The sequence below is a fragment of the Kitasatospora sp. NPDC042419 genome, assembly GCF_056437345.1.
In genome coordinates this window covers 24,458-39,017 of sequence record NZ_JBWKAW010000040.1, presented here as the reverse complement: position 1 = coordinate 39,017, position 14,560 = coordinate 24,458, and the positions used below count along the sequence as shown (strand labels likewise).

Genomic DNA, 14,560 nt, shown 5'->3' with positions numbered 1-14,560 from the left:
TCAGAACTGACGAACCACGCCGGGACAGCGGAAGAGGGAGCGCTGGAAAGGTGTGAACCGCACGGCACTCGCCTCCTTCCGTTCGTCTCAGGGCGTGCAGCCACACGGTACGTGATCTTCCGTGGGCCCGTCCACGGATTTCCGCGCCCCTGCGCGAGGGTCCTCACCGGGTTTCCGGCGGCGGAGGCGGATCGGTGACCCCGACACCGGTTCGACGACTCGGCGTGGACTCGGGCGTGGACGCCGGCGCCGGGGGCGCGGCGGGCGGCAAACGTGCGGTCAGGCGGGCGGGGCTGCGGCGCGGAAGGCCAGCAGGGCGATGTCGTCGCGCGCGTCGGGGACCTGGGCCAGCAGGTGGTCGCACAGGTCGTCCAGCGTGCGGTCACGCGCCTGGTCGGCCGCCGCCGCGAGGCGGTCGAGACCGGTGGTCAGGTGCTCGCCGGGGACCTCGACGAGCCCGTCCGTGTACAGGAGCAGCGTGTCGCCGTCGGCGACGGCGGTGCGGTGGGTGTGGCGCGGTTCGGCGGGGGCCACGCAGAGCGGCACGTCGGCCTGCCCGGCGGCGAGGTAGCGGGGCGGGCCGACGGCGGGCAGCAACATCGGGGGCGGGTGGCCGGCGTTGGACCAGGCCGCGAGCCAGCCCGGGCCGGAGCGGGTGAGGTGGACGTGGACGGCGGTGGCGAAGGAGCCGATGCCGAGGCCGACGGCGGCCCGGTCGAGCGCGGCCAGGGTGTCGGCGGGGCTGTGCCGGGGGGTGGCGTTGTAGGCGACCGAGCGCAGCATGCTGCGGAGCTGGCCCATGGTGGTGGCGGCCGTGAGGTCGTGGCCGGCGACGTCGCCGACGGTCAGGGTGAGGGAGTGGTCGGGCAGCAGGAACGCGTCGTACCAGTCGCCGCCGACCTCGGCGGTGCGGTTGCCGGGCTGGTAGCGGGCGGCGAGCCCGGCGTCGGGGACGGCGGGCGGGTCGGTGAGCAGGGCCCGCTGGAGGAGGAGGGCGGCGTGACGGGTGCGCTGGAGCTCCAGGGTCTGGTTCAGGGCGCCCTGGGCGCGCTGGAGGACCTCCTGGAGGAGGTCGATGTCGCCGCGGCCGGGCGGGGGCGAGTCCTGGCAGGTGGCGGCCGCGGCGAGGACGGCGGTGGTGCCGTCGATGACCAGGGGCAGCAGGGTGAGGCTGGTGGCACGGGTGGCGGCCAGCCAGCGCGCGGACTCCTCGGGCACCAGCCCGGCCGGGACCTCGCCGGGCGGGAAGGTGAGCAGGACCGGGGTGCGGCCGGCCACCGCGCGCAGGGCCTCCGGTCCGAGCCGGAACGTCTGCCCGCGCAGCGGGGGCAGCGGGGGCAGGCCCGGGCGGGCGGTGGAGGCGATGCGGGTGCCGACGGTCGCCCCGCGCTCGCGGTCGGAGAGCAGGAACACGGTGCAGGCGTCCGTGAGGTCGGGCACCACCAGCCCGGCGACGGCCGCGAAGGCGTCCTCCGGGCCGGCGCTCTCGGTGACGGCCACGGTGTCGGCGAGCAGGCGCTCGCGCAGCCGGGTGCGCCAGCGGTCCTCGACGTCGGCGGTCGCACCGACCCACTCGACGAGCTCGCCCGCGCGCACGATCGGGACCCCGCGGGCGGTGATGTGCCGGTACTCGCCGGAGGCGAAGCGCAGCCGGTAGGTGTGTTCGAACATGGACGGCTCGCCGGCCTCCGCCCGGGTCCACTGTTCCCGCAGGCCCTCGCGGTCGCTCGGGTGGACCAGCGACATCCAGGCCTCGTCCATGGTGTCGCGCCAGGGGTGCCCGGTCAGCCGCTCCCAGCCCGGGACCAGCTCGGTCATCGCACCGTCCGGGTGTGCGGTCCAGACCAGCTGGGAGACCGCCGAGACCAGCGCCTCGTAGCGCTGCAGCGCGTGCAGGCGCTCCCCCGACAGCTGCTCGGCGCGCTGGGTGGCGTGCACCTGCGTGGTGGTGTCGATCGCGGAGACGAGCACGCCGGGGCCGAAGCGGGAGGCGACCGGCGAGCAGCTGTAGACGAAGTGCCGGTGCTCGCGCTCGCCGTCGCCGGAGGCCTCCAGCGTGCGCGGGGTGGTGACCTGCCGGGCGGTCGCGTCGGCGAGGACGAGGTCGAGGGTGTGGACGAAGCCCTCCTCCTGCGGTTCGCTGAACAGCTCGCCGACGGGCACGCCGATCGACCGGGGACCGAACAGGTCGAGGAAGGCGTCGTTGCGGTAGACCAGGCGGTGCTCCCGCCCGGCCGTGAGCGCGATCGCCACGATCGCCCGGTCGAAGACCTCGGGTGTCAGCTGCGGCTCGACCACCGCGACGGCCCCTTTCCGGTTTCCGGGCGACGGACCACGGGCGGTGGACCGACGGGTCGACGGGGCGACGGGTCGATCGGTCGACGGCGGTCCACGACCGCCCGGGGTCGGCTGCTCGGCTTCGGCGGCCCGGCAGGCGAAGCCGTCGGACCGCCGACGGGTTCCGAATGCCATAGAACCACTGATATGCCGCATTCCGCATCCATGCCGGACCCGCGGTGCCCGGTCCGGCCGCCCGGCCCGGGCGGGCGACCGTCGCGTTCACCCGTTCGGGCTAGGACCGGGCCTTCGGTGACGGGGCCGGTGACGACGACCGGTGACGGGGCCGGTGACGGACGGGCGGCGAGGGCCGGAAACGGGCGGGCGGCGGCGTCCCGGACCGGGGTGGGCCGGTCCGGGGCGCCGCCGCGGGATCACCCCGTCGCCGTCCACCGCAGCAGCGCCGCACCGAGCGACATGCCGCCGCCGAACCCGGCGAGCAGCACCAGGTCCCCCTCGCCCAGGTGACCGGCCCGGTGGGCCTCGTCGAGGGTGATCGCGACCGACGCGCTGCCGGTGTTGCCGTAGCGCTCCAGCGTCCGGTGGGTGTGCGCGTGGTCCAGGCCCGCGCGGGTCACCAGTTCGTCGAGCAGCACGCCGTTCGCCTGGTGCGGCACGAAGTGGTCGACGTCCGCCAGCCGGTGGCCGGTGCGCTCGACGAGCGTCCGGACCGCACCGGGGACGTGCTCCGTGGCGAAATCCCGCACGGCCCGGCCGTTCATCCGGAAGAAGTGGCCGCCCTCCTCGACGGTGCCGTGCGACGCCGGGGCCCGGCTGCCGCCGGCCGCCACCCCGATCAGCCCGTGCGCGTGCCCGTGGCCGGCCAGCTCGGCGTCCACGAATCCGCCCGACGGCACGGCGCCGACCAGCGCGGCCCCGGCGCCGTCGCCGAACAGCACCACGGTCCTGCGGTCGGCCGGGTCCAGGATCCGCGAGTACACGTCGGCGGCGACCACCAGCGCGTACGCGTCCGGCTCCCGGGCGACCAGGGCCCGGGCCAGTTCCAGGCCGTAGACGAAACCGCTGCAGACGACGTTGATGTCGAAGCACGCGGCGCGGTGCGCGCCGATCGCGTCCTGCACCAGGTACGAGGTGGGCGGCTGCGGCGAGTCGGGCGTGGAGGTGGAGACGATGAGGTACCGCAGCGACGAGGCCGGCAGGCCCGCCTGGTCGAGCGTCCGCACCGCCGCCCCGACCGCCAGGTCCGAGGTGGCCTGGTCCGGTGCGGCGTAGCGGCGGGCGGCGATCCGGGTCTTCCGTTCGATCCACTCCGGGGTGACGCCGGCCGGCCCGGCGAGCTCGGCTCCGGTCACGATCCGCTCGGGGACGTAGGAACCGGTGGCCAGGATCCCGGTCCCGTTCGTCACCGCGCCCGCGTCCCGCGTCGCCCCGCCCGTCCCGCCCGTCCCGCCCATCGTCACACCCGCGCCGTCGACGCGTACCGGCGCCAGGAGGTGAGCCGCTCGACGCCGATCCGGGCGCGGGTCTCCGGGTCCGTCACCCCGAGGCCCTCGGCGGGCGCGAGGCAGAGCACGCCGACCTTGCCGATGTGCCGGTTGGCCTGCACCAGCCGCAGCGCCTCGGCGGTCTCCGCCAGCGGGAAGACGTCGGTGAGGATCGGGACCAGGCCGCCCTGCCGGAACAGCCGGGCGGTGTCGAACACCTCCTGCAGGTTGGCGATGTGACTGCCGATCACCCGCTTGAGGTTCATCCACAGGTAGCGGTTGTCGTACTGGTGCTGGTAGCCGGTGCTCGACCCGCAGGTGACGACGACGCCGCCGCGCCGCACGACGTGCACCGAGGTGCCGAAGGTGGCCCGGCCGACGTAGTCGAAGGCGACCCGCGGGTCCTCGCCGAGCTCGGCCCGGATCCTGCGGCCCAGCCGCTTGCCGTACTCGATCGCGTCCGCCGGGTCCGGGTGGCCGTCGCCCATGCCGATCTCGCGGCGGTCGATGATCACGTCGCAGCCCTGCTCGCGGAGGATCTCCGCCTTGCGGTCGGAGGAGACCACGCCGACCGCGACGCCGCCGCCGTTCTTGACCATCTGGACGGCGAACCCTCCCAGGCCGCCGGTCGCGCCCCAGACCAGCACGACGTCGCCCTGCTTGATCTGCGCACCGTGCTCGCCGACCAGCATCCGGTAGGCGGTGCCCGCGCACAGCGTGATCGAGGCGGCCTCCTCCCAGGTCAGGTGCGCCGGCTTGGGTGCCAGCTGGGTGGCCCGCACGACCGTGTAGTGGGCCAGGCCGCCGAAGTTGGTCTCGTACCCCCAGGCCCGCCCGCCGGGGCCCATCATGCCGTCGTCGTGCGCGCCCGGCTCCTGCTCGTCGACGTAGGCCGGGCTGACCATGACGTGGTCGCCGATCTTCCAGTGCCGCACACCGTCGCCGACCCGGACCACCACGCCGGCGGCGTCCGAGCCGACGACCTGGTGCGGCAGGTCGTGGCGGGCCGCGTAACCGCCCTGCCGGGCCAGCCGGTTGAGCGCCGTGAAGGTCGAGATCGGCTTGAACATCGCCGACCACACCGTGTTGTAGTTGATCGAGCTGGCCATCACCGCGACGACCACCTCGTCCGGGGCCAGCTGGGGCATCGGCACCGGGCCGACGTGCAGCGACCGCCGGACGTCGGGGTCGGCCTCGCCGTCGAAGATCCCGACGTCGGAGGCCCGCAGGTGCGCCGCGGGGAACAGGTCGGGGAGCGGGAGCGCGCCGAGTTCCTCCGGCGCGGCACCGGAGAGCACCGCTTCGGCCAAGATATCCATGAAAAGTCCTCGCGATCGCGAACAAGGTGTGCGGTCGGCCGGCGGGGCCGGACGCGGTGACGCCGGCGGTGTCACGTGCCTCCCCCCGCGATCCTCGGGGTCCCCCGGGCCGGTTCACACCCCAGCACCGCCCCTAATCCCGGCCGCGGGGGCCGACGGGGAGACCCGCCGGCCTGGGACCGGGTGGCTGCCCGAAGGTGCACGCGCGGGTGCCCCGGCGCTTCTTATCCGCCGTCCGGCGCTTCTGACGGGATGCGCAGTGCCGTGCCGGCGCCCGGACGCACCCGTCCGCCCGCCGCACCGGCGTCCACACTTCGACGGCAGAGCGGTCGGAGCTGTCACCGCGCGCCCGTGGGGAAGGGCGCCGACGCGCACCGCGGCGCCGCCGTTCCCCGGAGGCCGGAAGGAATCCAGACCGGCGACTGCCTGACCATGGCGGTCGACACCACCGACGGTTCGCTGTCGGCCTACGGCCAGGGGTGCGGCGGCAACGGCACCAGCGCCCGGTTCGGCGATCAGCTCTGGGAGTTCGACGACCTGCGGATCCGGAACATCAGCGGGGCCGCGCTGACGAACTCCTCCGTGCAGTGGCACGGGCGCCCCTACCTCCGGATGGAGCTCAACGACGACGACTCCGCCGCACGGTTCTTCGCCCAGAGCACCTCCACCGGTCGCGCCCAGCTTCACAACGTCCCGACGGCGGGCCTCGGACGGGCGGCGGACTTCCTCAACAGCTCGACGGACCGGTACGGGGCGCCCTCGGACCTCCGGATACCGGCCAGCTACCGGGGCGGGCACTTCGCCGACGAGGAGGCGTTCGGCCGCGGAGTGGATCCAGTCCAACTCCTTCGACACCCGCAACAACCTCGGCTACACCGGCGGCTTCGCCGACACCTCCGACCGGGAGGACGGCAGCGGGATGGTCAAGCGGACCTGGAAGGCCACCGAGCACAACATCGACGTCGGCGCGTTCTTCGCGATGCTGTCCCAGGTCACCGGGGACGCCGTGTGGAAGGGCCGGTCCGACAACGCCTTCGCCTTCGTGAAGTCGATGCAGGCCGCCAACGGCCACCTGTGGACCGGCACCGGCCTGGACGGGGTGGCCGTCAACGAGGACGTCGAGCCCGAGGACGTCCAGACCTGGAGCTACCTGGCCACCCTCGACCCGGGCTACGCGCCCGCCGTCGACTGGGCGGCCGGCCGGATGGCGGCGACCGACGGCCCCTACAGCGGCGTCAGCTTCAGCGGCGCCGACACCTCCAAGGTCTGGTTCGAGGGCACCGCCCACCTGCCGGCCGCCTACCAGGCACGCCGGGCACCGGGCGACGACACCAGGGCGGCCGCGCTGATGGCCACCCTGGCCAAGGCCCAGGCGGACGCCCCCAACGCCGACGGCGGCGGAATCGTCGCCGCCTCCAGCGACGGCCTCGTCACCGGGGAGGGCGACATCTACTACGCGTCGCTCCACACCGGGGCGACCGCCTGGTACGTCATCGCCGCGCTGGGGGGCAACCCCTTCCGGCTGTGACCACCACGGGGTGAGGAGGTCGGTGCCGCACCGCGGCACCGACCTCCGGCGCGTCGGGGCGGGCGCGGCCGAGGCGCGGACCGGCGACGGCCGGCCGTCACGCAGCCGGTGCGAGCGTGACGCCCGCCGCCTCCGCGAGCACCGCGTCGGCCGCCGCGCCGGGGGCGCAGGAGCGCCGCAGGGCGGCCAGCAGCCGCGGGTCCAGGCGGGCCGAGGCCGCCTGCCGGCCCTGGTCGACCAGGCGGCCGGCCTCCGCCAGCCACTCGGCGGAGGCCGGTACGCCGAGAAACCCGGCCAGCCGGACCAGCTCCGCCTCGGCGTCGGCGACCACGGCCCCGTAGGAGATCATCATCCACCGGTCGGAGGGGAGCCGGAGCAGTTCCTCGGCGCCCTCGCGGACCATCGAGGACCACAGCGCGCCGAACGCGGTCACCGGGATGTCCCGCCGCATCAGCCGCGGCAGTTCCGCCGGGTTCACCAGCATCCCGCCCAACTCGGCCGGGAGCAGCCGGAACTGGGCGGCCCCCAGCTGCGCCGGGGAGGCGACGCCGGCGATCCGGGCGGCCTCCTGGCCCAGCAGCATCTGCCGGAACCCGGGGTGCTGGCTCATCGACAGGGCCGAGTCGGCGCCGTCGCGGGTGAGGTAGACGAACCGGGCCTCGGGGAAGCGCTCGCGCAGGGCCGGCAGCATCCCCAGCGACCCGCCGGACCGCTCCACGACCACCGGCCGGTCGAAGCGTTCGACCAGGTGGGCGAAGAGCGCCCGGTACTGGTCGGCGACCGGGCGGGCGGGCCAGCGCGGCAGCTCCTCGGCCAGTTCGTCGTGGAGCGCGTCCGGGTCGTCGGTGAGCATCGGCAACGTCATGTGGCAGATCGCCGGGATGCCCTCGGCCGGGTCGAACCGCCCCTTGCCGTACGGGTAGATCAGTTCGGAGACCTGGAGGCCCTCGGCGACCATGACGTCCATGGTCGGGTCGGGCTCGCTGAGCATCCGCCAGAACTGCGCGCCGTCGGGGGCGCCGTCGAGGTAGCCGCGGCTGCGGACGGTGCTGAAGAGCTCGCTGAGGCTGAGCACCTCGGGGTGGGCACGAAGCATCCGGGAGAGCAGGGTGGACCCGCAGCGGCCGGTGCTGATCACAATCGTCGGAGTCATGGACCGTCCTCAGAGCGAGAGGGAGAGCAGCTGGTCGCTGATCAGGTTGATCACCGCACGCTGGTGCTTGGCGAGGTAGAAGTGACCGCCCTCGAAGGACCGCAGCTCGAACTCTCCGGTGGTGTGCTCGGCCCAGGCGCCGGCCTCGTCGAGGGTCACCTTCGGGTCGCTCTCGCCGGTCAGCGCGAGGATCGGGCAGTCGAGCATCGGGCCGGGCCGGTACCGGTAGGTCTCGGCGGCCGTGTAGTCGCTGCGGATCGCCGGCAGGATCATCCGCAGCAGCTCCAGGTCCCCGAGGATGCGGGAGTCGGTGCCGCTGAGGGTCTTCAGCTCGTTGACGATCTCCTCGTCACCGAGCTTGTGCACGTTCTCGTCACGGTGGCGGGAGGGGGCGCGGCGGCCGGAGGCGAACAGCGTGACGGGGGCGGCGTGCAGTTCCTGCTTCATCCGCACGGCGACCTCGAAGGCCAGCGTGGCGCCCATGCTGTGCCCGAAGAAGGCGAGCGGCCGGTCCATCAGCGGGCGCAGCGCGGCGAACGTCTCGTCGGCCAGGTCGGCGATGGTGGTCAGCGGCTGCTCGTGCCGCCGGTCCTGACGGCCCGGGTACTGGAGCGCCACCACCTGGGCGGTGGACTGCAGCGCCTCGGAGACCGGGTAGAAGAAGCTGGCCGAGCCGCCGGCGTGCGGGAAGCAGACCAGGGTGACCTGGCTCGGTTCCTGGTGGAACCGGCGGATCCACAGGTTGTCGTAGGCGACGTTGTTCATCGGGTGGCGGCTTTCGGCTCGTGGGCGGATGACGGGGAAACGGATGACGGATCGGAGGGGGAAGGAGCGGGAGCAGCGGGAGGTGCGGAGAGCCAGGCGTCGACGGTCCGCGCCGTGGTCGCGGCGTGCTCCTCCATGACCGAGAAGTGGTTGCCGGGGGTGTCGGCGGTGCTGTGCGGCAGCGTCCACGAGGAGCGCCACTCACCGTCGCGCGACCAGCCGAACATCGGCTCGGAGGCCCGGACGAGCAGCGTGCGGGCCCGGATCGGGGTCGGCTGCCAGCCGTGGAAGAGCCGGACGTAGCCGCCCATCGCGGTGAGCCGGGTGTCGTCCATCGGGACGTAGCCGTCCTCCCGCTCGATCATGCCGGCGCTGAGGACCGGCTGGATGCCGGCGAGCGCCTCGACGTCGTGCGAGTAGATGTCGATGAGCACCAGCGCGTCCACGGCGGCGCCGGCGCGTTCGAGTTCGGCGGCGACGGCGTGCGCGAGCATGCCGCCGGAGGAGTGTCCGACCAGTGCGAACGGCGCCCCGCCGGTGTGCGCGAGGATCGCCTCGGCCTGGGCGGAGACCACCGCCTCCACCGTGGCCGGCAGCGGTTCGCCCCGGCCGAACCCGGGCGCCGCGATCGCGGCCACGTTGCGCCGGCCCCGCAGCGCGCCGGCGAACCGGACGTACTGGTGCGGGCCGGAGATGGCCAGGATGGACGGCAGGCAGACCAGGCCGGGCGGCCCGTCCGCGCCGCCGGCCAGCCGCACGACGTCGACCGGCTTGGGCAGCTCGTCGCTGCTCCGGAAGGCCGGACGGAACTCCGAGGCGGCGACCAGGAGGCCGAAGAAGTCGCCGCTGCGCCCGCTCGCGGAGGCCTCCCGGAACAGGGTGCCGAGCGTGCCGGACTCCTCCTGCGGCGCCGGCCGGTCCCGGGCCGTGAACTGGTCGGCGAGGTGGGTCACGAGGGCGTCGGGGGCGGGGTGGTCGAACAGCAGCGTGGTCGGCAGCCGCAGCCCGGTGGCCGCGCCCAGCCGGTTGCGCAGCTCCACCGAGGTGAGCGAGTCGAACCCGGCTTCCAGGAACGGCCGGTGCGGGTCGATCGCGTCGGAGCCGCTGTGGCCGAGGACGACCGCGGCCTGCCGGGCGACCAGGTCGGCCAGCGCCGCCCTGCGCTCGTCGGCGGGCAGTTGCGCCAGCCGGCGCTGGAAGGCCGCCAGCGCCGCCGTCTGGTCCGGCGCGCCGGCGCCGCCGGGCGGGCCGGCCGGCACCAGGCCGGTGAGGACGGCGGGGAGCGCTCCGGCGGCCCCGGCCGCGCGCAGCCCGGCCGGGTCCAGGGCGATCGGGACGACGAGCGGCCGTCCGTCGGCGAGGGCGGCGTCGAAGGCGGCGAGGCCCTGCGCGTCGGTGAGCGGGAGGACCCCGCCCTGGCGCATCCGCCGCCGCTCGGCGTCGGTGAGGGACTCCGCCATGCCCGAGTCCCACAGGCCCCAGGCGAGCGAGACCGCCGGGACGCCCCGCGCCCGCAGCTCGGCGGCGTAGGCGTCGAGGAAGGCGTTCGCGGCGGAGTAGTTGGCCTGGCCCGCGTTGCCGACGACTCCGGCCACCGAGGAGAAGAGGACGAAGGCGCTCAGCCGCCTGTCCTCGGTCGCGGCGGCGAGGTTGCGGGCCGCGTCGACCTTGGCGCGGAACACCGTGTCGAGGCGCTCGGGCGTCAGGTCGGCGACCAGGGCGTCGTCCAGCACGCCGGCGGAGTGGACCACCGCCGTGACCGGCTCGTCCCGCAGCGCCTCGGCGACCGCGTCGGCGTCGGCCACGTCGCAGGCCACCGCCCGTACCCGGGCCGGAGCGAGCTCCTCGGCGAGACCGGCGTCGCCGCCGGAGCGGGAGAGCAGCAGCAGGTCACGGACACCGTGGTGCTCCACCAGGTGCTTGGCGACCAGCCGGCCCAGGGTGCCGGTGGCACCGGTGACCACGACCGCGCCGTCGCCGAACCCGACCGCGTCGGAGTCGGGGGCGTCGGAGTCGGCGGCACCCTGGGCCGGCGCGGGGAGCCGGACCAGGCGCGGGACGGTGACGACGCCGTCCCGCACGACCGCCTGCGGCTCCGGGTGGAACACGTCCTCGGCGGCGTCCAGCAGGTGGATCCGGTCCGGGTGCTCGGCCTGGGCGGAGCGCACCAGGCCCCACAGCGCCGCGCCGTCCGCGTCCGTGACCTCCTCGCCCGCCGCGCCGTGCGTACGGACCACGAGACGGGACTCGGCCCACGCCGGATCGGGGAGCCAGGCGTGGAGCAGGGACAGGAGCGCGGCGGACCGCTCACCGGCGGTGCCCGGCGCCGTGGCGTCGACGAGCAGCACCCCGGCGGGCTCGGGCAGCGCGTCACCGAGGCGGATCACCGCGTCCGGTGCCGTGACCGGCTCCTCGCGCGGCGTCCACTCGACGCCGTGGAGCAGGCGGTCCGACGCTCCCCCGCCCAACTGGCCGGCCGTGACCGCCCGCAGGGTGAGCCGCTCGACCCGGGCGACCGGCAGGCCGGTCGGGTCCGCGAGGTCGATCCCCACCGCGTCACCGCCCCGGGCCGCCAGCCGGACCCGCAGCGCGGTGCCGGCCGGCGCGAACCGCCGCACCCCGGAGAACACGAACGGCAACCGGAGCCCGTCACCGGGCAGCAGCCCCGCCGGGCCGATCGTGTGCAGGACGGCGTCGAACAGCGCCGGGTGCAGCCCGAACCCGTCGTCCGGGGCGTCGGTCCGCACCTCGGCGAACACCTCCTCGCCGCGCCGCCAGGCCCGGCGCAGGCCCCGGAACGCCGGCCCGTAGTCCAGGCCCGCGTCCGCGAACGCCTCGTAGAGCCCGGCCAGCGGCAGTTCCTCGGCGCCGGACGGCGGCCAGTCGACCAGGTCGGCGTCCACGTCGGCGGACTCCTCGGCCGAGAGGACGCCGGTGGCGTGCAGGGCCCAGGGCTCGCCGTCGGCGGCCCGCGAGTGGACGGTGAGCGGGCGGCGCCCGTCCTCCTCCGTGACGGTGAGCCGGAGCGTGACCGTGCCCCGCTCGGGCAGCGTCAGCGGCGCCTGGAGCAGCAGTTCGTCCAGCACCGGTGCGCCGGCGCGCTCACCGGCGGCCAGGGCCAGCTCGACCAGCGCGGTACCCGGCAGCACGGCGCGGCCCAGCACGGTGTGCTCGGCCAGCCACGGCTGGGCGGCCGCGTTGAGCGTCCCGGTGAGGACGAGCGTGGAGCTGTCCGGGACGTCGACGGCGGCGCCGAGCAGGGGGTGGCCGGTCGGCTCCAGGCCCAGGCTCTGCGGGTCGCCGCCGCCGCCGGCACGCGGACGGGGCCAGAACCGGCGGTGGGTGAACGGGTAGGTCGGCAGGTCCGCCCGGCCGGTGCCCCCGACGACGGCGGCCCAGTCGACGTCGGCGCCGTCGACGAACAGCGCGGCGGCCGAGTTCAGCAGCGTCCGCGGCTCGGCCTGCCCGCGCCGCAGCGTCGGCACGGCCAGCAGTCCGGCGTCCGGGGCCGCGTCCTGGACCAGCGCGGTGAGCACCGCGTCGGGGCCCACCTCCAGGACCCGGGTGACGCCCTGGGCGGCGAGGGCGTGCACGGCGTCGGCGAACCGGACGGGCTCGCGGACCTGGCGCACCCAGTACTTCGGGTCGCTCCACTCGCCCGGGGCGACCGGCGCCCCGGTCACGGTGGAGACGGCGGACACCCGCGGCTCGGCGAACGCCGACCCGGCCGCCGCCTCGGCGAACTCGGCGAGCATCGGCTCCATGAGCCGGGAGTGGAAGGCGTGGCTGGTGCGCAGGCGGGTCGTCTTCCAGCCGCGCTCGGCGGCGGCGGCCGCGGCACGCTCGATCGCCGCGTCGGGCCCGGAGACCACCACCGCGCGCGGTCCGTTGACGGCGGCCACGTCGATGTCCGGGCACGCCTGGCGCACCTCGGCCTCGGACGCCCCGACGGCGAGCATCGCGCCGCCCTCGGGGAGCGCCTGCATCAGGCGGCCGCGCGCGGCCACCAGCTTCGCCGCGTCGGCCAGGGACAGCACACCGGCGGCGTACGCGGCGGCGATCTCGCCGACCGAGTGGCCGGCGACCGCGTCCGGCCGGATGCCCCACTCCTCCAGCAGGGCCAGCAGTGCGACCTCGACGGCGAAGATCGCGGGCTGCGCCGTTCCGGTGCGGTGGATCCCCTCCTCGTCGTCGAGCAGGTCGTGCAGCGGCAGGCCGAGGGCCTCGCAGGCCGCGTCGAACGCGGCGGCGTAGGCCGGGAACGCCTCGTACAGTTCGCGGCCCATGCCGGTCCGCTGGGCGCCCTGTCCGGTGAAGACGAGGGCGAGCCGGCCGGGGCGCGCGGTGCCCCGGACGGTCCCGCCCGCGGCCAGCTCGGCCGCCAGCCCGGCCCCGTCGCCACCGAGGGCGACGGCCCGGTGCGGCAGCCGGGACCGGCCGGCGAGCGTACGGGCGACCTCGCGCAGCGGGGCGTCCGGGCGGGCGGTGAGGTACGCGGCCAGGCGGGCGGCCTGGGCGTCGAGCGCGGCGCCGTCGGCCGCCGCGAGGACGGCCGGGGTGACCGGCAGTACCGGAGCCGGCGGCTCGGCGGTCTCGGCAGTCTCGGTGGTCTCGGCGGCCGGTGCGGCTTCGAGGATCACGTGGGCGTTGGTGCCGCTGATGCCGAACGAGGAGACGGCGGCGCGGCGCGGCCGGTCGGCCTCGGGCCAGTCGCGGGCCTCGGTGAGCAGCTCCACCGCCCCGGCCGACCAGTCCACGTGCGAGGACGGCTCGTCCACGTGCAGGGTGCCGGGGAGGACGCCGTGCTTCATCGACTGGACCATCTTGATGATGCCCGCGACGCCGGCGGCGGCCTGGGTGTGCCCGAGGTTGGACTTCACCGACCCCAGCCACAGCGGCTCGCCGGAGCGGCCCTGCCCGTACGTGGCCAGCAGGGCCTGGGCCTCGATCGGGTCGCCGAGCGGCGTCCCCGTGCCGTGCGCCTCGACGGCGTCCACGTCACCGGCTTCGAGCCGCGCGTTGGCCAGCGCCTGACGGATCACCCGCTGCTGCGAGGGACCGTTCGGCGCGGTCAGACCGTTCGACGCGCCGTCGGAGTTCACCGCGCTGCCGCGGACCACGGCCAGCACCGGGTGGCCCAGGCGCTGCGCGTCCGAGAGCCGCTCGACCAGGAGCATGCCCGCGCCCTCGCCCCAGCCGGTGCCGTCCGCGCCCTCGGCGAAGGACTTGCACCGGCCGTCGGGCGCCAGCCCGCGCTGCCGCGAGAACCCGATGAACGTGTTCGGGGTGGCCATCACGGTGACACCGCCGACCAGTGCCAGCCCGCACTCCCCGTTCCGCAGCGCCTGCACCGCCAGGTGCAGGGCGACCAGGGACGACGAACAGGCGGTGTCGACGGTGAGGGTCGGCCCCTCCAGGCCGAAGGTGTAGGCGACCCGGCCCGACGCGATGCTGCCGCCGGTGCCGAGGAAGCCCTCGGTGCTGTCGTCCGAAGCTCCCAGCACCATCGAGTAGTCGTTGTACATCACACCGGCGAACACACCGGTGCGCGAGCCCCGCAGACCCTGCGGGTCGATCCCGGCCCGCTCGAAGGCCTCCCAGGCGGTCTCCAGCAGCAGCCGGTGCTGCGGGTCCATCGCCAGCGCCTCGCGCGGCGAGATCCCGAACACCTCCGGGTCGAAGTCCGCCGCACCGTACAGGAAGCCGCCCTCGCGGGAGTACGACGTCCCCGGGTGGTCCGGGTCCGGGTGGTACAGGTTCTCGACGTCCCAGCCCCGGTCCTCGGGGAAGGGCACGATCCCGTCCCGGCCGGCGGCCACCAGCTCCCAGAGATCCTCCGGGGAGGCGATCCCGCCGGGGAACCGGCAGGCCATCCCGACGATCGCGATCGGCTCGGACGCGGCCTGCTCGGCCCCCCGGAGCAGCTCCCGGGTGTCGTGGAGCTCCGCGGTGACTCGTTTCAGGAAGTAACGCAGCCGATCCTCGGGGACCCGGCCTGGCTCGCTCATGTGCT

Annotated in this window: 7 protein-coding genes; 1 reads left to right on the top strand and 6 read right to left on the bottom strand. The window is 75.3% G+C overall.

Features of this window, described 5'->3' with window-relative positions; translation table 11 throughout:
- Positions 1-279: 279 nt before the first annotated feature.
- From AC067J_RS39870 to ccrA, 3 genes are all read right to left on the bottom strand, one after another.
- Positions 280-2,298, bottom strand: a complete 2,019-nt coding sequence (locus AC067J_RS39870; protein ID WP_478307697.1) for a SpoIIE family protein phosphatase — start codon at positions 2,296-2,298, stop codon at positions 280-282.
- A 413-nt stretch (positions 2,299-2,711) separates the two neighbouring features.
- Complete coding sequence (locus AC067J_RS39865) at positions 2,712-3,704, bottom strand: 3-oxoacyl-ACP synthase III family protein (RefSeq protein ID WP_478307696.1); 993 nt, start codon at positions 3,702-3,704, stop codon at positions 2,712-2,714.
- A 50-nt stretch (positions 3,705-3,754) separates the two neighbouring features.
- Entirely contained in the window at positions 3,755-5,101 is a 1,347-nt protein-coding gene (gene ccrA / locus AC067J_RS39860) for a crotonyl-CoA carboxylase/reductase (RefSeq protein WP_478307695.1), read from the bottom strand.
- A gap of 919 nt (positions 5,102-6,020) precedes the next feature.
- Between ccrA and AC067J_RS39855 the strand changes: the two genes are divergently transcribed.
- Positions 6,021-6,629: a hypothetical protein gene (locus tag AC067J_RS39855; protein WP_478307694.1), complete on the top strand. Its 609-nt coding sequence runs from the start codon at positions 6,021-6,023 to the stop codon at positions 6,627-6,629.
- Positions 6,630-6,726: 97 nt separating this feature from the next.
- Here AC067J_RS39855 and AC067J_RS39850 read toward each other — a convergent pair whose 3' ends face one another.
- From AC067J_RS39850 to AC067J_RS39840, 3 genes are read right to left on the bottom strand one after another with little or no spacing between them, the layout of a single operon-like run.
- Positions 6,727-7,782, bottom strand: a complete 1,056-nt coding sequence (locus tag AC067J_RS39850) for a sulfotransferase (protein ID WP_478307693.1) — start codon at positions 7,780-7,782, stop codon at positions 6,727-6,729.
- A 9-nt stretch (positions 7,783-7,791) separates the two neighbouring features.
- Entirely contained in the window at positions 7,792-8,547 is a 756-nt protein-coding gene (locus AC067J_RS39845) for a thioesterase II family protein (RefSeq protein ID WP_478307692.1), read from the bottom strand.
- Positions 8,544-14,555, bottom strand: coding sequence for an SDR family NAD(P)-dependent oxidoreductase (locus AC067J_RS39840; RefSeq protein WP_478307691.1), 6,012 nt, complete (start codon positions 14,553-14,555; stop codon positions 8,544-8,546). Before AC067J_RS39840 ends, AC067J_RS39845 begins: the two co-directional genes overlap by 4 nt.
- Positions 14,556-14,560: the final 5 nt, after the last annotated feature.

What these genes read in the sequence shown, in the direction of transcription:
- AC067J_RS39855 (WP_478307694.1), top strand. Translation starts at nt 6,021, where the DNA reads ATGGTCAAGCGGACCTGGAAGGCCACCGAGCACAACATCGACGTCGGC.
- AC067J_RS39850 (WP_478307693.1), bottom strand. Translation starts at nt 7,782, where the DNA reads ATGACTCCGACGATTGTGATCAGCACCGGCCGCTGCGGGTCCACCCTG.
- AC067J_RS39840 (WP_478307691.1), bottom strand. Translation starts at nt 14,555, where the DNA reads ATGAGCGAGCCAGGCCGGGTCCCCGAGGATCGGCTGCGTTACTTCCTG.
- ccrA (WP_478307695.1), bottom strand. Translation starts at nt 5,101, where the DNA reads ATGGATATCTTGGCCGAAGCGGTGCTCTCCGGTGCCGCGCCGGAGGAA.
- AC067J_RS39845 (WP_478307692.1), bottom strand. Translation starts at nt 8,547, where the DNA reads ATGAACAACGTCGCCTACGACAACCTGTGGATCCGCCGGTTCCACCAG.